Origin of the sequence: Brevibacillus brevis (genome assembly GCF_001039275.2) — a bacterium.
Lineage (GTDB): Bacteria > Bacillota > Bacilli > Brevibacillales > Brevibacillaceae > Brevibacillus > Brevibacillus brevis_C.
In genome coordinates this window covers 3,759,028-3,780,395 of sequence record NZ_CP030117.1, presented here as the reverse complement: position 1 = coordinate 3,780,395, position 21,368 = coordinate 3,759,028, and the positions used below count along the sequence as shown (strand labels likewise).

The following is a 21,368-nucleotide window of genomic DNA, read 5'->3' as shown; positions in this document are numbered from 1 at the left end:
ACTTTTCGAGGAGGTTTCACTCAATGGCAATTAGTGCACAAGCGGTTAAAGAACTGCGCGAGCGTACAGGCGCAGGTATGATGGATTGCAAACGCGCGCTGGAAGAAACAGCAGGCGACATGGAAAAAGCAATTGACTTGCTCCGTGAGCGCGGTGTAGCGAAAGCGGCGAAAAAATCCGGACGTATTGCAGCTGAAGGTTTGACTGCGACAGCGGTTGCTGGAAACGTAGCAGCAGTTGTAGAAGTAAACTGCGAAACTGACTTCGTTGGTAAAAACCCTGAGTTCCAAACACTTGTGAAAGACATCGCTGAGCACGTTGTATCCCAACGTCCTGCATCTGTTGAAGAAGCTCTGGAGCAACCTTTCAAAGGTGCTGGCGAGACTTTGGCTCATGTAATCAACGAGAAAATCGCGACTATCGGAGAAAACATCTCCTTCCGTCGTTTTGCACTCTCCGAGAAAACAGACAACGGCGTTTTCGGTGCTTACCTGCACATGGGTGGCCGCATCGGCGTTCTGGTTACTTTGGAAGGTACACAAGACGAAACACTGGCTCGCGACCTGGGCATGCACGCAGCAGCGTCTAACCCTCGTTTTGCTAACCGTGATGAAGTTTCCGCTGATGAGATCGAGCGCGAGCGTGAAGTTCTGAAAAACCAAGCGCTGGCTGAAGGCAAACCTGCTAACATCGTTGAGAAAATGGTAGAAGGCCGCCTCTCCAAATTCTTCGAAGAATACGTACTGGTTGAGCAACCATTCGTAAAAGATACTGACAAGAAAGTAGCTGTTCTGTTGAAAGAAGCAGGCGCTACCTTGAAAGAATTCGCTCGCTTCCAAGTAGGCGAAGGTATCGAGAAAAAACAAGAAGACTTCGCAGCTGAAGTAATGGCTCAAGTTAATAAGCAATAATAAAGGTTATAGGGAACACCTTCGTGTTCCCTATTTTCAAAGCGAGAGTTTCACTTTGTGTGAAACTCTCTGCATGTAAAGAGCAATGTGTACCTGTTCCCAATTAGAAGGAATGAAGACTGGGCACAGAGAATGATTCATGAATGGAGGCCGTTTCACATGCCACTTCCTGCCTATAAACGGGTTGTGTTAAAGTTGAGTGGGGAAGCTTTGGCGGGGGACTTAGGGTATGGTATTGACCCAAAGGTTATTTTCTCCGTCGCTAACCAGATCAAGGAAATCGTAGAATTGGGTGTACAAGTCGCGGTAGTCGTCGGAGGAGGTAACATCTGGCGCGGACTTTCCGGCAGCTCTAAAGGAATGGATCGGGCAACAGCCGATTACATGGGGATGCTGGCCACAATTATGAACTCACTCGCCTTGCAGGATGGGTTAGAAAAAGTGAACGTCCCGACTCGTGTTCAAACCTCGATTGAGATGAGACAGGTAGCAGAACCATACATACGCCGTCGTGCCATTCGTCATTTGGAAAAAATGCGCGTGGTTATCTTCGCTGCCGGTACTGGTAACCCATACTTTTCAACGGATACGACTGCTGCTCTGCGTGCAGCGGAGATTGAAGCTGAAGTAATCCTGATGGCGAAAAACAAGGTAGACGGTGTGTACTCTGCAGACCCAAGCCTTGATCCGAACGCCAAGAAGTACGACCAGTTGACATTCCTGGAAGTACTGAATAAAGGTTTAGGTGTCATGGATTCAACAGCGTCCAGCTTGTGCATGGATAACAGTATTCCGTTGATCGTCTTTAACATTTCTGAAGAAGGCAATATTCGTCGGGCAGTAATGGGCGACAAAATCGGTACTCTAGTGAAAGGGGAATAATTATGCCTCAAACTGTGCTAAAAGACATGGAAGATCGCATGAATAAAGCGATCAATGCTTTGAAAAGAGATCTGTCCAGCCTGCGTGCAGGTCGTGCGAACCCAGCGATGCTGGATCGTGTTACAGTAGACTACTACGGCACTCCAACGCCGATTAGCCAATTGGCAAACATCAGCGTACCAGAGCCGCGTATGCTGACTATCCAGCCTTGGGATAAAACAGCGCTTAAAGAAATTGACCGTGCGCTGCAACAATCGGATTTGGGCATTTCTCCATCCAACGATGGCGTGATTATCCGCCTGATCATACCTCCACTCACAGAAGAGCGTCGTAAAGACCTCGTGAAGCTGGCAGGAAAAGGTGGAGAAGAAGCAAAGGTAGCGATCCGTAACATCCGTCGTGATGCAAACGATGAAATCAAAAAGCTTGAAAAAGCTGCTACCATTTCTGAGGACGATTCCCGTCGTCATCAAGAAACTATACAAAAAACGACGGATAAATTCATCGCCGAAGTTGATAAGATCGTTAAGGACAAAGAGAAAGACATTTTGGAAGTATAGGTAATGGTAATCCCCCTCGTTTGAGGGGGATGTACGTCTATATCTCTCATTACGGGGGAACACTTTATGTTAGAACATCTGGCGCGCAAATGGGGCCGCAAAGAAAAGCAATCGGAGCCAGCCGAGTTGGATCGTTCCGGTAAGATTCCGGAGCATGTGGCGATTATTATGGATGGTAACGGTCGTTGGGCCAATAAGCGCAGTTTACCCCGGGTTGCCGGGCACCGTGCAGGAATGAAAGCAGTAAAAGAAGTCGTCAAGGCTGCAGACGAGATCGGCGTGCGCTATATGACGATGTACGCGTTCTCTACCGAAAACTGGAAGCGACCACGCGATGAAGTGGATTTTCTCATGAAACTTCCGCAGGAATTTTTGTCGACAGAATTGGATGAATTAATAGAACGTGGTGTCCGCATACGCATGCTGGGCAGTAAAAACGAGCTGCCTTCTCATACGCTGAAAGCACTGCTGGAAGCAGAAGAGAAAACGAAGGACAATAGCGGTCTTCAATTGAATTTTGCCCTGAATTACGGCGGGCGAGATGAGCTTGCGAAAGCATTTTCAGTAATGGCAGCACAAGTAAAAGCAGGTGAGCTTCAACCAGAACAACTGACTGAAGAATTGATATCGAGCTACCTGTATACAAGCGAAATTCCCGATCCAGACCTCTTGATTCGCACAAGTGGAGAGATTCGCTTGAGTAACTTTATGCTATGGCAATTAGCATATACAGAATTATGGTTTACGGACGTGCTATGGCCTGATTTTACCCGTGAACATTTTTATCAGGCAATCGTGGAATACCAAGGCCGAGCTCGTCGCTACGGGGCGGTATAGCCGAGAGGTGGAATCAGTTGAAGCAACGTATAATAACAGGCCTGATAGGTGGGGCTGCTTTTCTATTATTGATGTATGCTGGTGGAGTTTGGTACTCACTATTGGTGTTTTTACTGGCTGTCATTGGCTATTATGAATTTATGAGAATGGCTGGCATTCAGTCATTTTATTTGGCAGGATTGCTCGGATATGTATTGATGTTAAGCATTTTGTGGCCGTCTCTATTATTTTCGGATTGGCTCAGTATCAGCATGCCGGATCTGATGCTGCCCGTCATCCTGCTCTTGTTGATTTACTCCGTTTTGCGGAAAAATCAGTTTCACATTGAACACGTCGCCCTTACGTTGGTGGGGGCGTTATACATAGGCTACGGTTTTACTTATATGGCCGCTACCCGAAACCTACCTGAAGGATTCATGCTGACGGTCATGGTCATTATGGGAATCTGGTCGACAGATTCGGGCGCCTATTTTGTCGGAAAAGCAATAGGTAAGCGTAAGCTGTGGCCGGAAATAAGTCCAAACAAGACGGTGGAAGGGGCCTTAGGAGGTCTCGTCGCTTCTGTTTTGATTGTTCTTTCCATCAATGCAAGCTTTGGACATTTTGCGATTGATCAGGCATTGACCATCGCACTTGTTGTGGGGATCGTCGGGCAATTGGGTGATTTGGTTGAGTCGGCATTCAAGAGACATTTCCATGTAAAAGATTCAGGACAGCTCATTCCGGGTCACGGAGGCGTTTTGGATCGCTTTGATAGTTTTTTGCTCGTCTTTCCGGTTCTACATCTATTAGGTATTGTCTAAAACCTTTTGCATATAGAAAGAGATATAGAGGGTGAAATCCGTGAAAAAAATAGCGCTCTTAGGTTCAACGGGGTCAGTTGGAACGAGCACGCTTGAAGTCGTAGATCAGCATCCTGAGGATTTTTCGGTGGTGGCTATGGCTGCTGGAACAAACGTCGATCTATTGACACGCCAGGTGGAAAAATTCAAGCCCGAGCTCGTTTCTGTGGGAAATGAGAAGGCTGCCGTTGAACTGCGAGATAGATTGGCGGGTAAGTCGCAACCAGAAATCGTTTACGGGGCAGAAGGATTGGAACTGGTTGCCCGTCATGAAGCTGCCAATTTCGTTATGACCGCTGTTGTCGGCAGTGTAGGGGTCGCACCTACACTCGCTGCGATTGAGGCGGGAAAAACAATTGGACTGGCCAACAAAGAGACACTGGTGAGCGCTGGCCCTGTTGTTATGAAACGAGCGAAAGAAAAAGGCGTATCGATTATTCCGGTAGACAGCGAGCATTCAGCTGTCTACCAATGTCTGCAAGGTGAGCGCAAGGAAGATGTGGCGCGGGTCATTTTGACCGCTTCAGGCGGTTCCTTCCGTCACCTCTCTCGTGAGGATTTACAGCAAGTGACAGTAGAGCAGGCATTGGCTCATCCGAATTGGAGCATGGGTGCAAAGATTACGATCGATTCTGCTACAATGATGAACAAAGGTTTTGAAGTGATCGAGGCTCATTGGCTGTTCGATTTACCTTATAAGCAAATCGAATGCGTATTGCATTATGAAAGTATCATACACTCTATGGTAGAATACAAAGACAGAGCGGTTATGGCCCAACTCGGTACGCCGGATATGAAGGTTCCGATTCAGTACGCCATGAGCTATCCTATCAGAAAAGAACTGCCTACCGAACCACTCGATTTGGTCAAGATCGCCACGCTTCATTTTGCAGCCATGGATTATGAGCGTTATCCACTGTTAAAATTAGCGTATGAGTGCGGCATGGCAGGAGGTACGCATACTGCGGTACTGAATGCAGCCAATGAAGTTGCAGTTGATAGGTTCTTGAAGGGAGCGATCCGTTTTTTGGACATTGAAAAGATCGTCCGAAAAACATGCGAAGCTCACCCCGGTGTAGCGAGTCCAGAGCTTGCAGATATTTTTGCAGCTGATGAGTGGGCACGCTCTTATGCGCTCGTCTCCAACTAAGGAATATGAGTGTTAGATACTTGACAGAAAGGTGGCTGTTCACTTGCCTTTGCCCAACCTGGATTCCGTTGAATCAATTCTCGCGATTGTAGTTGTATTTGGGGTACTTGTCTTTGTGCACGAACTAGGACACTTCCTTCTGGCCAAGAAGGCAGGGATCTTATGTCGTGAATTTGCACTGGGAATGGGGCCAAAAATTTTTCGCGTGAAGCGGGGAGAAACGGAATACACCTTACGCCTGTTACCCATCGGCGGTCTCGTTCGCATGGCGGGGGAAGACCCGGAGATGGATATGTTGAAACCGCACATGGAAGTAAGCGTGGAGCGGGATGCGTTAGGAAAGGTCACACATATTTTGCTCGATGGGCCAAGTTCTGGTTCCGCTCGTGCGATCACCGGTACAGTCGTACAATTTGATCTGGAGCAAAATTTAAATATCGTGCTTGAAGTGGATGGAGAGCAGAAGACATTTGCTGTACATCCACAGGCTCAGCTGGTCAAGGATGGAGAAGAAGTACAGATTGCCCCTCTGAACAGACAGTTCAAAGGCAAGACAGTTTCACAACGTTTTTGGGCGATTTTTGCAGGACCTGCAGCCAACTTTTTGCTGGCGTTTGTTTTGTTTATCGTGATCGGCTTCTTGTACGGCGTACCGAATGGTAGCTATCTGGGAAATGTGATCCCGGGAGGACCTGCTGCTCAAGCCGGATTATTGCCAGGTGATAAGGTGATCGCGATTCAGGGTCAGCCTGTATCCTCGTGGAAAGACGTTGTCGAGAAGATTAGCAAAGCGCCGGACCAACAGTTAACCTTTGAGTACGAGCGCAATGGACAGCGTATGACTGTGCCAGTTAAAGTAGGAAAAGACGAAAACAACGTGGGCAAAATTATGGTAACCAATGCAACCACGTTTGCCCCAGGGGAAGTTCTGAAATCCGGTGCTACCAACACTTACGATTTTACGGTGATGATCCTGAAAAGCTTGGGAATGCTCGTAACTGGGGAATACGGATTGAAGGACTTGAGTGGTCCAGTCGGTATTTTCAAGATGACTGGAGAGGTTGCGCAACAAGGCATGGCGATTCTGTTGAAATGGGCTGCTGTATTGAGCATTAACCTTGGATTGTTCAATCTGTTGCCGTTGCCAGCTTTGGACGGCGGACGTCTCGCATTCTTGGGAGTAGAGGCGCTGCGTGGTCGACCTGTTGACCCGCATAAAGAAGGAATGGTTCATTTCTTGGGCTTTGCCTTTTTGATGTTGCTGATTTTGGTAGTGACGTGGAATGATCTGCAACGATTGTTCTCCTAATCACGTACTAACACGATAGAAAGAAAAACAGACATACCTAAAAGGATGGTGCAAAATGTTCAAGCGCGAGGAGACGAAACCGGTTTTTGTAGGTGGAGTGCAAATCGGGGGCCAAAAAAGCGTAGTCATCCAATCGATGACGACAGCAGACACGCGTGATGTAGAAAAAACTCTGGCCGAGATTCAGAGACTGCACGATGTCGGTTGCCAAATTGTTCGCTTGGCCGTCATCAATGAGGATGCAGCCCGTGCCATCAAAAAAATTAAAGAACGCTCCCCATTGCCACTCGTTGCCGACATTCATTTCGACCACAAGCTGGCATTGATTGCGCTGGAGAGCGGAATTGATAAAATTCGGATTAACCCAGGAAACATCGGTTCAAAAGAAAAAACGCAACGCGTAGTGGAAGCGTGCCGTGAGCGCAATGTTCCGATCCGTATCGGAGTCAACTCCGGTTCAGTAGAGAGAAGGCTTTTGGAAAAATACGGGTACCCATCTCCGGAAGCGATCGTAGAAAGTGCAATCGACCACGTGCAAATTCTGGAAGACTTGAATTACGACAACATCGTCATTTCCTTGAAGTCTTCCGATGTTCCAACGATGATCCAAACCTATTCGTTGATGGCACAGAAACGTAACTATCCGCTGCACGTCGGTGTAACAGAAGCAGGTACACAGTTCTCTGGCAGCATTAAGTCTTCCGTTGGAATCGGAACGGTATTGTCGATGGGAATCGGTGACACCATCCGTGTATCCCTGACGGCTGATCCAGTTGAAGAAATTAAAGTAGCAAAACAAATCCTTCGCAGCTTGGATATCGTGAACAACGATCCAGTGGTCATTGCATGCCCATCTTGCGGTCGATGCGCAATTGACCTGATCGGCTTGGCAACAAAAGTCGAGGATGCTATTTCCACGCTGAAAGTACCGTTAAAAGTAGCGGTAATGGGATGCGCGGTAAATGGCCCAGGTGAAGCTCGTGAAGCAGATGTAGGCGTTGCCGGCGGAAATGGCGAGGGCTTGATTTTCCGTAATGGTGAAATTGTTCGGAAAGTAAAAGAAACCGAGTTGTTTGAAGAGCTGATGAAAGAAATTAACGAAATGGTAAACGAGCAAAAACCTACTACTGTAGGATAATGCACGTTGATTGCTGATAAGGCATAAGGAGGACACGCACGTGTTGAAGCAAAGTCAAATGTTGATCCCTACCCTGCGGGAAGTGCCATCCGACGCGGAGATTGCCAGCCACAAGCTGCTGCTCCGCGCAGGTATGGCCCGCCAACTGGCTTCCGGTATTTATACGTACCTGCCCCTGGCGCTCCGTTCCCTGCACAAAATCCAAGCGATTGTGCGTGAAGAAATGAACAATGCTGGGGGACAAGAGCTGTTGATGCCAGCGATGCAACCAGCTGAGCTGTGGCATCAAACGGGCCGCTGGGATGTGTACGGTCCCGAGCTCGTTCGCCTGCGTGATCGTCATGATCGTCCTTTTGCCTTGGGTCCAACCCACGAAGAAGTCATTACGAGTCTCGTGCGTGATGAGATTAACTCTTACAAAAAACTCCCGATCAACCTTTATCAAATTCAAACCAAGTTCCGTGATGAAGTGCGTCCCCGCTTCGGTTTGATTCGTTGCCGCGAGTTTATTATGAAGGATGCTTACTCTTTCGACACGTCACAGGAAGGTCTGGATCGCAACTTCCAGGCTATGTATGATGCGTACACGAACATCTTTACCCGTGTAGGCTTGAACTTCCGTGCAGTAGAAGCGGATGCAGGTGCAATCGGCGGAAAAGGCACTTACGAATTCATGGCGTTGTGCGACATTGGGGAAGACACGATTGCTTATTCTGAAGAAGGCGATTATGCGGCCAACTTGGAAAAGGCAGAAGTCGTGTACAAGCCATCGGCGAAGCCAGCAACAGAAGCGCCAGCTCGCGAAAAATTGCACACGCCTGGCACCAAAACGATTGACCAATTGGTACAAGCACTGCAAATCGAAGCAAAGCAAATCATCAAGAGCCTCATTTATCGCGTAGACGACAAGCTGGTTATGGTGCTGGTACGCGGTGATCATGAGATCAATGAAGTGAAGCTGAAGAACTTGTACGATGCGACGATCGTAGGACTGGCTTCTGAAGCAGATATCGTTTCGGTAACAGGAGCGCCTGTAGGATTTGTTGGCCCAGTTGGGATTGATCCTGAAAAAGTGGAAATCATCGCGGACAATTTTGTTCAAGATGTTTATGATGGTGTCGTCGGTGCCAATGAAACGGATTATCATCTGACTCACGTAGTTGCTGGTCGTGATTTCACCGTTTCCAAGTACGCTGACTTGCGTAACATTACAGAAGGTGACGAGTGCCCTCGTACAGGTGGTGTTATCAAGTTTGCACGTGGTGTAGAAGTCGGTCACGTATTCAAGCTGGGTACGAAATACTCCACAGCGATGGGTGCTACGTATCTTGATGAGAACGGTCGTAGTCAACCAATGATCATGGGTTGCTACGGAATCGGTGTATCTCGTACGATTGCGGCAGTGATTGAGCAGAACAATGATGAAAATGGTATCATTTGGCCAGTATCTGTTGCCCCTTTCCATGTGCATGTGATTCCGGTCAATGTTAAAGTAGAAGAGCAACGTCAAGCTAGTGAACAAATTACAGAAGCATTGCGCAAGGCTGGCGTAGAAGTTTTGTTTGACGATCGTCCTGAGCGTGCTGGTGTGAAGTTTAAAGACGCGGATTTGATTGGATTGCCTCTGCGTATTACGGTTTCTGATAAAGCGGCACAAGAAGGAACCGTGGAAGTGCGTATCCGCAAAAACGGTGAAGCACATGATGTGAAGCTGGATCAATTGGTCGATGAAGTAAAAGGCTTCTTATCTTGTGTTGACCAAACTGGAGCTGCCTTGTTCGGTAACTAGTTGCATGCAGGAATAAGAAGGATTTTGTCGAATTTTTACGGGGTACTCCCCTAGATTAATGGGGAGTGCCTCTTTTTCTTGTTTGAACGCTCACTTATAGGGAAGGTGGGAAAACCGTGGACCGTTTACAAGAGCAAAAACATCGCTTCTCCCTATTGGTCAAGCAAATGGAAGTTCCTGACGAATGGTTGGAGCGATTTTTTCTTGATGCTCAGATTGAAAAGCTAGAGCTGTATAAACAAAACAAAGAATGGGTTTTTCACTTTGCCCTCCCGAGAATGATACCTGCGGATGTTTATGCAGCTTTTACCAAGCGATTGACGCATACATTTTCACATCTAGCCAAAGTAGATACCCGATTTCGCTATCTACAAAAGCCGTCACTCGATCACGTAGTCGAAGAGTATTGGGATGTATTACTGGCGGGGCTAGAGCCAACTCTGAACTCCTTGGCCGTTACGATGCGTCAAGCGCGTAAGCAAGTTGACCAACAGGAGGTCAAGGTGTACCTGCCAACGGAGATGTCCGTTGAGGTTGCCAAGCGTAAGCGAGCGGATAATGAGCTTTTGGCTGCTTTCCAGAAGGCTACCGATTGCTCGATGCGCTTTACTTTCCATGGGGAAGAAAGCGATGACGCCTATAAGGCCTTTGAGGAGCAACGTAAAGAGGAAGAGCGTGCTCTCGTAGAAGTTGTGATGACGGCTGTTGCGCAAGATAGCAAATCGTCTGATAAAACTGAGGCTGTCACTACGCTCATGATGGGCTATGAAATCAAAGATGCGCCGATCCCGATTTGCGAGATTCAAGATGAGGAACGCCGTATCGTCATTCAAGGAACCGTATTTAACGTAGAAGTAAAAGAGCTTCGCAGTGGACGCCATTTGCTCACTTTTAACGTTTCAGACTATACGGATTCTCTCACGGTGAAGATGTTCTCCCGCGATAAAGAAGACGTGAAAATGCTTGAATTGCTAAAAGACGGCATGTGGGTGAAAGTACGGGGAAGTGTACAGCATGACACGTTTGTACGCGATCTTGTGATGAATGCCAATGATTTAAACCAGATTGAGCAGGTCATTCGCAAGGATCATGCGGAAGAGAAACGTGTTGAGCTCCACTGCCATACGCCGATGAGTGCGCTGGATGCCGTTGCATCCGTAAAATCACTGGTATCGACAGCAGCAAAGTGGGGTCATAAAGCAATTGCTGTCACTGACCATGGTGTCGTGCAGGCTTTCCCAGAGGCGTATTCCATCGCCAAAAAGAACAACATCAAATGCATTCTCGGTATGGAAGCATACGTAGTCGAGGATGGTATCGATATCGTTTACAACCTGCAAGCAGACAATAATCTTGCTATTGATGAAAACACCGAATACGTCGTATTTGATACGGAGACGACGGGGTTAAACGCCTCAGAACATACCATCATCGAGATCGCTGCTGTCAAAATGAAAGGCTCAGAAATTGTCGACCAATGGACGGAGCTGATTGACCCTCAATTGGAAATTGGGCCAAAGACAACCGAGATTACGGGGATTACCAACGAAATGCTCCGTGGGCAAGAGACACTCGATGTGGTGCTCCGCAAATTCAAAGATTTTACTGGTGACGCCATCCTGGTTGCGCATAATGCTGAGTTTGACAAAGCGTTTATTAACGCCTGCGCCAAACGGATTGGCATGGAGCCATGGAGCAATCCATTTTTAGATACGCTGCCTTTGGCTCGTTTGATGTACAAAGGAATGCGCAATTATCGTTTGGGATCATTAGCGAAAAAGTTCAACGTCGAGCTCATCAATGCTCACCGTGCGTTGGACGATACTGTTGCCTTGGCTCACGTGTTCCAGCAAATGTTGAAGGACATAAAAGAAGCGGAAATCAAATCGCTTGCTGAACTGAATGAAAAAAGCAACGAAGAGGCGGATTACAAGAGTGGACGTCCATTCCATGCGACGATTCTCGTGCAAAATAAAGAAGGCCTTAAAAACCTGTACAAGCTCGTGAGTCGTTCCCATGTGGAAACTTTCTTCCGTTGGCCCCGAATTCAGCGAAGCCAACTGACCAAATACCGCGAAGGCTTGCTAATTGGTACGGCGTGCAAAGACGGAGAACTCATGCAATCGATTCTCCGTGGTAAGTCACCGGAAGAGTTGAAGGAAGTTGCTGCTTTTTACGACTTTTTGGAATTACAGCCGATCGCTCATTACTCACCACTGTTGCGTAATGAAGAAATTCCTTCGCTGGAGACGATGAAAGGCTATCATGAAAAGATTGTCGAAATGGGAAAAGAGCTCGGCAAGCTGGTCGTTGCCACTGGGGATGTGCATTTTCTGAATCCCCAGGATGAAATCTTCCGCGATGTTTTCTTATTGTCAAAAGGAGATCCAACCGCAGGCAACCAACCGCCGCTTTACTTGCATACAACGGAAGAGATGCTAGAGGCGTTTTCCTTTTTGGGAGAAGAGACCGCAAAAGAAATTGTCGTAACAAATACGAATGCCATTGCGGATATGATTGAGGATATTAGTCCGATTCCAGACAAGCTGTACACGCCGATCATTGAAGGGGCAGACGATGAGCTTCGTCAAATGTGCTACGACAAAGCAAGGTCGTTATATGGTGACCCATTGCCCGAACTGGTCGAGCATCGCTTGGAAAAAGAATTGACCAGTATCATCAAGCACGGCTTCGGTGTGATTTATTTGATTTCGCAGCGTTTGGTAACGAAATCGTTGAATGATGGTTACCTGGTAGGTTCACGTGGGTCTGTAGGCTCGTCTTTTGTTGCAACGATGTCTGAGATTACAGAGGTAAACCCATTGCCCCCTCACTATCGTTGCCCAAATTGCAAGCACAGCGAGTTTATTACAGATGGTTCAATAGCCTCTGGGTTTGACTTGGAGGATAAAGCATGTACAGAATGTGGGACCATGTATGCCAAGGACGGCCAGGATATCCCGTTCGAGACGTTCCTCGGCTTTAAAGGAGATAAAGTACCGGATATTGACTTGAACTTCTCCGGTGATTATCAGCCCCGTGCACACAAGTACACACAAGAGCTTTTCGGAGCGGATTACGTATATCGTGCAGGAACGATTGGTACCGTTGCGGAAAAAACAGCGTATGGCTACGTGCGAAAGTATGCCGATGAGCGTGGCATGACGTTGCGCAATGCAGAGATATCCAGGATCGTCAACGGCTGTACAGGTGTAAAAAGGACGACAGGACAGCATCCGGGCGGTATTATCGTAGTTCCTGACTACATGGAAATTGAAGATTTTTGTCCGATTCAGTTCCCGGCTGATGATAATGAGTCAGAATGGCGCACAACTCATTTCGACTTCCACTCCATTCATGACAACTTGCTAAAACTCGATATTCTTGGACACGATGATCCGACTGTCATTCGCATGCTGCAAGACTTGACGGGAATGGACCCGAAGACGATTCCACTGGATGATAAAAAGACGATGTCCATCTTCAGTACAACGGAAGCCTTGGGGGTTACACCGGAGCAAATCGGTACGAATATGGGGACACTTGGCATTCCTGAGTTCGGAACCAAATTCGTACGTCAGATGCTAGAAGACACGAAACCGACTACGTTTGCCGAGCTTGTTCAGATTTCTGGACTCTCTCATGGTACGGACGTTTGGTTGAACAACGCACAAGACTTGATCAGAAACGGTACCTGCAAGTTGCCAGACGTAATTGGTTGTCGTGACGATATTATGGTGTATTTGATCTATAAAGGGCTAGAGCCTTCACGCGCCTTTAAGATCATGGAGTCCGTGCGTAAGGGTAAAGGCGTTCCTGAGGACGATCAGGAAGAAATGCGCAATAACAATGTGCCAGAATGGTATATTCAGTCGTGCCAGCGGATCAAGTACATGTTCCCGAAGGCGCACGCGACTGCTTACGTCATGATGGCCGTCCGGATTGCCTACTTCAAGGTTCATCGCCCATTGGAGTTTTACGCAACGTATTTCACTGTTCGCGCAGATGACTTTGACATTCCGCTGATGGTTAAAGGCTCAGCGGCGATTAAGCAAAAGATTGAAGAAATCGAAGGCAAGGGACACGATGCACAGCCTAAAGAAAAGGCATTACTGACTGTTTTGGAGATGGCGCTCGAGATGGTAGAACGTGGCTTCCGTTTTGTCAACGTTGATTTGTACAAGTCGGACGCTACCCGCTTCTTGATCGAAGGAGATTCCCTCATCGCTCCGTTCAACGCCCTGCCTGGTTTAGGGACGAACGCAGCGATCAGTATCGTGCAAGCGAGAGAGCAAGGGGAGTTTTTGTCCAAGGAGGACCTCCTATCCCGATCCCGCATCTCCAAGACCATTTTGGAGTTCTTGGACGAGCAAGGTGCTTTGAAAGGATTGCCAGAATCCAACCAGCTATCCTTGTTCTAAGGCGTCCAGACAAGGCTCACAATCATCCAAAGGTTGTCAGCAGAGGGCTGTTATGCTATAATTTTTTTGGAAATACTGGTTTTATACGCATGGCTGATCGAGAGTGGGGAAACCCACTCTTTCTTTCTGGCTACACCTCATGGTTCAAATGAGAAGGAGGTACTTGCTTGAGCAAGGTAACAGGCATCGTCACTGAACTCGTCACGCCCATTGTGGAAGGATTGGGCCTGGAGCTAGTTGACATCGAGTACAAAAAGGAAGGCAGCAACTGGTTTCTGCGCGTGTTTATCGACAATGAAACTGGCAACATCGACATCGATGACTGCCGCCTTGTCAGCGAGAAGCTGAGCGAAAAACTAGACGAAGTAGATCCCATCCCTACGGCATACTTTTTAGAAGTATCTTCGCCGGGTGCTGAGCGCCCATTACGCAAGGATAAGGATTACACGAAAGCTGTCGGCAGAAATGTGCATATCACAACAAAAGAGCCAATAGAAGGTGCAACCACGTTCGAAGGCGAACTGGTATCCTATGAGGATGGCAAGCTGACAGTTAAAGAAGCAAAGAAAACGTATGTAATTTCCCAAGAGCAAATTGACACGGCTAGAATGGCAATTATTTTTTAGTTGTCGCGGCCTGTGTAGCCCGTGGTAAGTAAAGGAGGAGGCAACGAAAGTCATGAACGGCGATTTTATCGAGGCTTTAGAAGCCATTGAGAGAGAGAAAGGCATCACCAAAGACGTACTGATTGAGGCCATCGAAGCGGCTCTTATCTCTGGATACAAACGTAACTTCAACTCGGCCCAAAATGTGCGGGTGGATGTAAATCGTCATTCAGGTATGGTGCGTGTGTTTGCGCGGAAGAACGTAGTGGAAGAGGTATTGGATCCGCGCCTAGAGATCTCTCAAGAAGCAGCACAAGAAATCGATCCTAACTTCCGTCTGGAGGACATCGTCGAAATCGAGGTAACGCCTCGTGATTTCGGTCGTATTGCTGCTCAGACAGCGAAGCAAGTGGTTACGCAGCGCATTCGCGAAGCGGAGCGCGGTTTGATCTACAGCGAGTTTATTGAGCGTGAAGACGATATCGTAACTGGCGTCGTTCAGCGTATGGACGCTCGCAATTATTACATTGATCTGGGTAAGGCGGAAGCCGTTATGCCGATCACCGAAAAAATGCCATCCGAAGATTTTAAATCACAAGATCGTGTGAAGGCATACATCATCAAAGTAGAGAAAACCACTAAAGGACCGCAAATCGTCGTTTCCCGTACTCACCCGGGGCTTTTGAAGCGCCTCTTCGAATTAGAAGTGCCAGAAATATATGACGGTGTGGTTGAAATCAAATCTGTTGCGCGTGAAGCGGGTGATCGCTCGAAGATCGCTGTGCATTCCATCAACGCAGATGTTGATCCAGTAGGGGCTTGTGTCGGTCCTAAGGGCATGCGCGTCCAAACGATCGTTACAGAGCTGAAAGGCGAAAAGATCGACATTGTTCGTTGGTCTGAAGATCCTGCCGAGTATGTAGCCAATGCACTCAGCCCTGCAAAAGTGCTGCATGTTGAGGTTAACGTAGCGGAGAAGGTTACACGTGTGATCGTTCCTGATTATCAATTGTCTCTGGCGATTGGTAAGCGCGGTCAAAACGCACGCCTGGCAGCCAAGCTGACTGGCTGGAAGATCGATATCAAGAGCGAGTCCCAAGCCGACCAAGAAGGCATCGCTTATCCAAAAGAAGTAGAGAGCGATGAAGGGACGGACAACGAATAATCATGAAGCAAAAAAAGATCCCGTTGCGTAAGTGCATTGTTTGCCAAGGAATGTTTCCGAAAAAGGAATTAATCCGCGTTGTCCGGACGCCAGAAGAAGAGATCGTCATTGATCTTACTGGAAGGGCGGCGGGACGCGGTACCTATGTGTGTCGGCAGGAAAGCTGTCTGAAGCCGGATGCGTTCGCATCGGGAAAATGGAAAAAAGTGCTGGAACGTGCCCTCAATATGTCCATCTCCCAAGAAAAGTATGATGCTTTCCGTGAGAAATGGTTGGAGATGATGGGAAAATGATCCCAAAAGCAGCACAACTACTCGGATTGGCGATGCGAGCGAGAAAGATCGTTACCGGGGAGGAACTGGTCATTACCGCTATTCGTAATGGGCAGGCCCGCCTGGTATTACTCGCATCAGATGCATCAGACAATACCGCCAAGAAAGTAAAGGATAAATGTTCCTATTACGGTGTCTCGTGTGTAACCACTGGCGACCGACATTCATTGGGACACGCAATCGGAAAAGATGGGCGCGTTACCGTGGCGGTAACCGATGGGAAATTGGCCGAAAGCATTCAGCGTCTGCTCACCTAACTTAGAAAGGGTGAAGTATATTTGAAGACACGTGTGTATGAGTATGCCAAACAGCACAACATGAGCAGTAAGGAAATCCTCAATTTGCTAAAACGATTGAATATAGAAGTAGCAAATCATATGAGTATCATGGAAGAAGGGACGATCAAAAGGATCGAGGATCACATGGCCAAATTACGTTCTGGTGCCAAACCAGAAACGCGCAGTACACCTAGTGATGCAAGACCCAAACAAACGGACGATCAACGACGCCCCAACGACTCCAGAGGACAACAGATCAAACCCCAGCAGCAAGCGGGGCAAGTTCAACCGGTTAGAAATGAAAGACCAAACAGCGATCGCGGACCAGAGAACACAAGCACAAATCGTCCAGGAAATAGCAGTGCTAGTGGCAATCCCGATCAGCATAGTCCTCAGCATGGAAAAAATCAGGGGAAGAATCAGGAGAGAAAACCAAACAATATGAGAAGTCAACCTGCAAAGCCGTCTGACCGTAAGCCGCAGAATCAACAACGACCACAAAACCAACAACGACCACAAAACCAACAGCGTCCTCAAAATCAGCAACGACCACAAAACCAGCAGCGTCCTGCACAGCAGAACCAAACGGAAGGTCGTACAGGGGAAGATTTTGAAGATAAAGTGAACCTTCCATCCAACGTTGGTATGGAAAAGCGTGAGAAAATCAAAAAGGCCCCTCAAACCCAAAAGACTTTCGAAGATAACAAGAAGAGTCAACCATTCCGCGGTGGGAACAACCGTAACAACCAAAACAACCGCCGTGGAGGAAACAACCATCGTGGTGGAGGACAAAAGCCGCAACGCCCTGTTCTTGAACCACCTACAAAGATTACGTTTACAGAGTCTTTGACTGTAAATGAGCTGGCAGTGAAACTGCGCAAGGAACCGGCTGAAGTCATCAAAAAGCTGTTCGGTTTGGGCATCATGGCGACGATCAACCAGTACCTCGACCGTGAAGCTATCGAACTCATTTGCGCGGACTACAACGTAGAAGTCGAAGAAAAAATCATCATCGATGAAACGAACTTCGAAACACTGGAAGAAGTAGATGCACCAGAAAGCCTGTTGGAGCGCCCGCCAGTTGTTACCATCATGGGTCACGTTGACCACGGGAAAACAACTTTGTTGGATGCGATTCGCTCTACAAACGTAGTAGCGGGAGAAGCAGGCGGAATTACACAGCATATCGGTGCGTACCAAGTTGAGATCAAAGGAAAGAAAATTACATTCCTCGATACACCTGGTCACGCGGCGTTCACAACCATGCGTGCACGTGGTGCGCAAATTACGGATATTACCATTCTGGTTGTTGCAGCAGATGACGGTGTCATGCCGCAAACGATTGAGGCGATCAGCCATGCAAAAGCGGCAAACGTTCCAATCATCGTAGCTGTTAACAAGGTTGACAAACCAGAAGCAAATATTGACCGTATCAAGCAAGAGCTGACCGAGTATGAACTGGTTGCCGAAGAGTGGGGCGGCGATACGATCTTCTCCCCATTGTCCGCGAAACAGCGTACAGGTATCGAAGAACTGCTTGAGTACATCTTGCTCGTATCCGAAGTACAAGAACTGAAAGCAAACCCAGACAAGCGCGCTCGCGGTACCGTTGTAGAAGCTGAGCTTGACAAGGGACGCGGTCCAGTTGCAACCATTCTGGTTCAACAAGGTACCCTACGCGTTGGTGACCCAATTGTAGTTGGTTCCGCTTTCGGACGTGTACGTGCAATGGTGAACGACAAAGGACGCCGTCTGAAGGAAGCTGGTCCATCTACGCCAGTTGAAATCACTGGTCTGAATGATGTACCACAAGCAGGTGACCAGTTCCGTGTCTTTGAAGACGAGAAAAAGGCGCGCGCAATCGGGGAAGCACGTGCATCCAAGCAGCGTGAATCCGAGCGTCGTGAGAGCTCCCGCGTTTCTTTGGATGACTTGTTCCAGCACATCCAAGAAGGCGACATCAAAGAGCTGAACCTGATCGTAAAAGGTGACGTACAAGGTTCTGTAGAAGCTCTGCGTGGTGCTTTGGAGAAAATTGATGTCAATGGTACACGTGTCAAAATCATTCATACAGGTGCTGGGGCAATTACGGAGTCCGATGTTACGTTGGCAAATGCATCGAATGCGATTATCATTGGCTTCAACGTGCGTCCTGAACCGAATGCACGCAGCATGGCTGAACAAGAGAAGATCGACATTCGCCTGCACCGTGTCATCTACACTGTAATCGAAGAGATCGAGTCTGCTCTCAAAGGGATGCTTGATCCAGTCTTCAAAGAAAATATTATCGGCCAGGCTGAGATTCGTGAAGTGTTCAAAGTATCCAAAGTCGGAAACATTGCAGGTTGCTATGTGACTGAAGGTAAATTGAGCCGCGATGCTGGTGCGCGTTTGATCCGTGAAGGCATTGTGATTTATGAAGGTAAGCTCGATACCCTCAAGCGCTTCAAAGATGATGCGAAAGACGTTGCAGCAGGCTATGAGTGTGGTCTGACTTTGGAACGCTTCAATGACCTCAAAATCGGCGACGTAATCGAAGCATTCGTCATGGTTGAAGTGAAACAATAATGATAGCCGGTGTGCAGATTGAACTGTTTCTGCCCGCTAGCCAAAACCTGAAAGAAAAACGAGCCATCGTCAAAAGTCTGATCGGCAAGCTGCGGAGCCGATTTAACGTCTCCGCGGCAGAGGTGGCTTATCTCGAGCAATGGCAGCGTACCGTGTTGGGTATCGCTGCCGTTGCTAATGAGATATCTTTTTTACAACAAGAAATGCAGACTGTCGTTCGATTTGTAGAGAACCATCCAGATGTAGAGTTGATTCGTGTGGATACGGAATACTACGATTAATGAACAGTCAGCGGAGGTGAAAAATCGATGAATAAAACACGGATTAGCCGCGTAGGCGAAGAAATCAAAAAAGAGCTGAGCCTCGTATTGCAGCGTGGACTCAAAGATCCTCGTGTCGGTTTTGTAACAGTAACGGATGTAGAGGTAAGTAGTGACCTGCAATTGGCGAAGGTTTTTGTCAGCATTTTTGGCAGTGAGGAAGAACGTAAAGCTTCTCTTGCTGGTTTGACAAAAGCAAAAGGTTATTTGCGTACGGAGATCGGGAAACGCGTAAAGCTGCGTCACATTCCTGATTTTGTATTCAAGCTGGACGAGTCCATTGACTACGGCAGCAAAATTGAATCAATCCTGCGGGAAATCTCCACAGAGGGAGAGAAACAGGATGAATCCTAATCAAATGGCAGTACAGGAAGCGGCGCGGTTTATGCAGGAGCACGACCGCTTCCTGGTTCTCTCTCATGTAAGTCCTGACGGAGATGCTACAGGATCTGCTTTGGGAGTCGTGCTCATGCTAGAGCAATTGGGAAAAGAGTATGTGGTTGTAAACGAAGGGGAAACACCGATCAAGTTTAACTTCTTGCCGCGGTTTGACCGTCTTTATAACCTGCGCAAACAACCACTGAACGAGACGTTCGGGGCCGTAATCGCTGTAGACTGCGCGGATGAGTCGCGGATGGGCGATGTACGGTCTTTATTTGCGTCTGGCGCTGCTTTGCTGAATATCGATCACCATCCGACCAACGATCATTTTGGAACGGTAAATCTGGTTTGTCCGGATGCAGCCGCAACAGCAGAGATTTTGTTTGATGTTGCTGAAGCTGTTGGGGTTTCTTTCAATGAAGAGCTTGCGCTGTGCATCTATACTGGTCTTCTGACGGATACAGGTGGTTTCCGCTATTCCAACACATCACCGCGCGTCATGGAAATCGCTGCTCGATTGCTCGGATACGGTGTGAAGCCAGGAGACGTAGCAGAACGCTGCCTGGAGGAAATTACTTTTGCCCATGTGAAAGTTTTGCGACGTGCGCTCCAAACCCTGCAACTGTCCCATCAAAATTCGGTTGCTTCCATCACTGTTTCAGCCGCAGATTTTGCAGAAGTGGGTGCCGAGCGGGAAGATGCTGGTGGATTGGTGAATTACTGCCGCAACATTGAGGGAGTCGAGGTCGGCGTTTCTTTTGTGGAAGCGGAACCAGGAGTGGTCAAGGTGAGCATGCGTGCTCGTGATCGGGTTGACGTAGCTGTCATTGCGAAGCAGCTCGGTGGCGGTGGACACGCAAAAGCAGCAGGATGCACGATTAAAGGATCACTTTCAGAAGTACAGCAAAAAGTATGGACTGTGCTGGACGATGCAGTAGGAGTGAAATTCGATGAGTAACGTGAACGGCGTGCTGGTTATCGACAAGCCAGCTGGTATGACTTCTCATGATTGTGTAGCACGTATTCGTCGATTGTATGGAACGAAAAAAGTGGGGCATACGGGTACACTCGATCCAGATGTGACGGGAGTACTCCCCATTTGTGTGGGACACGCAACGAGGCTAGTCGAATATTTGCAAGAGCTGCCTAAGCGCTATGATGTAGTCATGCGCCTCGGCTCTACTACCACGACGGAAGACGCTTCTGGAGAAGTGGTGGAGCAAGCTGGAGTAGATGCAGCATCGATTACGACGGAGCGTATTCAAGCGCTGTTCGAATCCTTTTTGGGTGAAATGGAGCAGGTACCTCCGATGTTCTCTGCGGTAAAGGTAAACGGCAAGCGGCTGTATGACCTCGCACGTGAAGGCACGGTGATCGAGCGGCAGGCACGGAAAGTGACGCTGTATGAGCTGACACTTCATAAGATTAGCGTGGATGGGGACACTGTCGATGTTGCATTCACGTGCACGTGCTCGAAAGGCACATACATGCGCACCTTATGTGTTGACCTCGGACGCGCTCTGGGTTATCCTGCCCATATGAAGCTGTTGCGGCGAATAAAAAGCGGCCCGTTCCAGGAGCAAGAGGCAATCCCCCTCCAGCAAATTGAGGAACAGGCAGCAAACGGGGAAGACATTTCCCGCTACTTGGTCTCCATCCCTCAGGCAATCTCGTTCTTACCATCGTTTCAGGTCAAGCCTGAACGGATCAAAGCAGTACGTAATGGACTTGCGACTGCACTTCCGGGCGTCACTGCGGAGGAAGGAAGTTTGATTTGCTTGTTTGCGGGGGAAGAATTACTCGGCATCCATCGCGTATGCCGTGGAGACAAAGGACTTTTCGCCAAACCAGAAAAAGTCTTTCCAGCCGAGGTGTAATCC

General features: G+C 48.1%; 19 protein-coding genes. All 19 read left to right on the top strand.

Annotated features, from left to right (window positions below):
• Window positions 1–23 precede the first annotated feature (23 nt).
• The 19 genes from tsf (at window position 24) to truB (ending at window position 21,365) form a co-directional block, all read left to right on the top strand.
• Window positions 24–911 (top strand): translation elongation factor Ts, encoded by an 888-nt coding sequence (tsf, locus tag AB432_RS17895; protein ID WP_048033432.1) that lies wholly within the window; start codon window positions 24–26, stop codon window positions 909–911.
• Window positions 912–1,070: 159 nt separating this feature from the next.
• Window positions 1,071–1,793 carry a UMP kinase gene (pyrH, locus tag AB432_RS17890; RefSeq protein ID WP_007719254.1) on the top strand — a complete coding sequence of 241 codons (723 nt, stop codon included), beginning with the start codon at window positions 1,071–1,073 and terminating at the stop codon, window positions 1,791–1,793.
• A 2-nt stretch (window positions 1,794–1,795) separates the two neighbouring features.
• The gene (gene frr / locus AB432_RS17885) at window positions 1,796–2,353 is read left to right on the top strand and encodes a ribosome recycling factor (protein ID WP_048033431.1); all 558 of its coding nucleotides are present in this window, start codon (window positions 1,796–1,798) and stop codon (window positions 2,351–2,353) included.
• Window positions 2,354–2,419: 66 nt separating this feature from the next.
• Window positions 2,420–3,190, top strand: a complete 771-nt coding sequence (locus AB432_RS17880; RefSeq protein ID WP_048033430.1) for an undecaprenyl pyrophosphate synthase — start codon at window positions 2,420–2,422, stop codon at window positions 3,188–3,190.
• A gap of 17 nt (window positions 3,191–3,207) precedes the next feature.
• Window positions 3,208–3,993, top strand: coding sequence for a phosphatidate cytidylyltransferase (locus AB432_RS17875; protein WP_048033429.1), 786 nt, complete (start codon window positions 3,208–3,210; stop codon window positions 3,991–3,993).
• 40 nt (window positions 3,994–4,033) lie between these two features.
• Window positions 4,034–5,182: a 1-deoxy-D-xylulose-5-phosphate reductoisomerase gene (locus tag AB432_RS17870; protein WP_048035871.1), complete on the top strand. Its 1,149-nt coding sequence runs from the start codon at window positions 4,034–4,036 to the stop codon at window positions 5,180–5,182.
• Between the two features lie 43 nt (window positions 5,183–5,225).
• Complete coding sequence (gene rseP / locus AB432_RS17865) at window positions 5,226–6,491, top strand: RIP metalloprotease RseP (protein ID WP_048033428.1); 1,266 nt, start codon at window positions 5,226–5,228, stop codon at window positions 6,489–6,491.
• A 55-nt stretch (window positions 6,492–6,546) separates the two neighbouring features.
• Window positions 6,547–7,629, top strand: coding sequence for a flavodoxin-dependent (E)-4-hydroxy-3-methylbut-2-enyl-diphosphate synthase (gene ispG, locus AB432_RS17860; RefSeq protein WP_048033427.1), 1,083 nt, complete (start codon window positions 6,547–6,549; stop codon window positions 7,627–7,629).
• A gap of 43 nt (window positions 7,630–7,672) precedes the next feature.
• Window positions 7,673–9,418, top strand: a complete 1,746-nt coding sequence (locus AB432_RS17855) for a proline--tRNA ligase (protein WP_162630281.1) — start codon at window positions 7,673–7,675, stop codon at window positions 9,416–9,418.
• Between the two features lie 116 nt (window positions 9,419–9,534).
• Complete coding sequence (locus tag AB432_RS17850; protein ID WP_048033425.1) at window positions 9,535–13,839, top strand: PolC-type DNA polymerase III; 4,305 nt, start codon at window positions 9,535–9,537, stop codon at window positions 13,837–13,839.
• A gap of 167 nt (window positions 13,840–14,006) precedes the next feature.
• A complete protein-coding gene (gene rimP / locus AB432_RS17845; RefSeq protein WP_048033424.1) occupies window positions 14,007–14,465 on the top strand; it encodes a ribosome maturation factor RimP in 459 nt (152 codons plus the stop codon).
• Window positions 14,466–14,517: 52 nt separating this feature from the next.
• Complete coding sequence (gene nusA / locus AB432_RS17840; protein WP_048033423.1) at window positions 14,518–15,609, top strand: transcription termination factor NusA; 1,092 nt, start codon at window positions 14,518–14,520, stop codon at window positions 15,607–15,609.
• Window positions 15,610–15,611: 2 nt separating this feature from the next.
• Window positions 15,612–15,902 (top strand): RNase P modulator RnpM, encoded by a 291-nt coding sequence (gene rnpM, locus AB432_RS17835; protein WP_048033422.1) that lies wholly within the window; start codon window positions 15,612–15,614, stop codon window positions 15,900–15,902.
• The gene (locus AB432_RS17830) at window positions 15,899–16,198 is read left to right on the top strand and encodes a YlxQ family RNA-binding protein (RefSeq protein ID WP_007719232.1); all 300 of its coding nucleotides are present in this window, start codon (window positions 15,899–15,901) and stop codon (window positions 16,196–16,198) included. The genes rnpM and AB432_RS17830 overlap by 4 nt, the downstream gene beginning before the upstream one ends.
• Window positions 16,199–16,219: 21 nt before the next feature.
• Complete coding sequence (gene infB, locus AB432_RS17825; RefSeq protein ID WP_048033421.1) at window positions 16,220–18,787, top strand: translation initiation factor IF-2; 2,568 nt, start codon at window positions 16,220–16,222, stop codon at window positions 18,785–18,787.
• Window positions 18,787–19,068 (top strand): DUF503 domain-containing protein, encoded by a 282-nt coding sequence (locus AB432_RS17820; protein ID WP_007719228.1) that lies wholly within the window; start codon window positions 18,787–18,789, stop codon window positions 19,066–19,068. The genes infB and AB432_RS17820 overlap by 1 nt, the downstream gene beginning before the upstream one ends.
• Before the next feature lie 27 nt (window positions 19,069–19,095).
• Window positions 19,096–19,461, top strand: coding sequence for a 30S ribosome-binding factor RbfA (rbfA, locus tag AB432_RS17815; protein ID WP_007719226.1), 366 nt, complete (start codon window positions 19,096–19,098; stop codon window positions 19,459–19,461).
• Window positions 19,451–20,446, top strand: a complete 996-nt coding sequence (locus AB432_RS17810; protein ID WP_048033420.1) for a DHH family phosphoesterase — start codon at window positions 19,451–19,453, stop codon at window positions 20,444–20,446. The genes rbfA and AB432_RS17810 overlap by 11 nt, the downstream gene beginning before the upstream one ends.
• Window positions 20,439–21,365, top strand: a complete 927-nt coding sequence (gene truB / locus AB432_RS17805) for a tRNA pseudouridine(55) synthase TruB (RefSeq protein ID WP_048033419.1) — start codon at window positions 20,439–20,441, stop codon at window positions 21,363–21,365. The genes AB432_RS17810 and truB overlap by 8 nt, the downstream gene beginning before the upstream one ends.
• Window positions 21,366–21,368 lie beyond the last annotated feature (3 nt).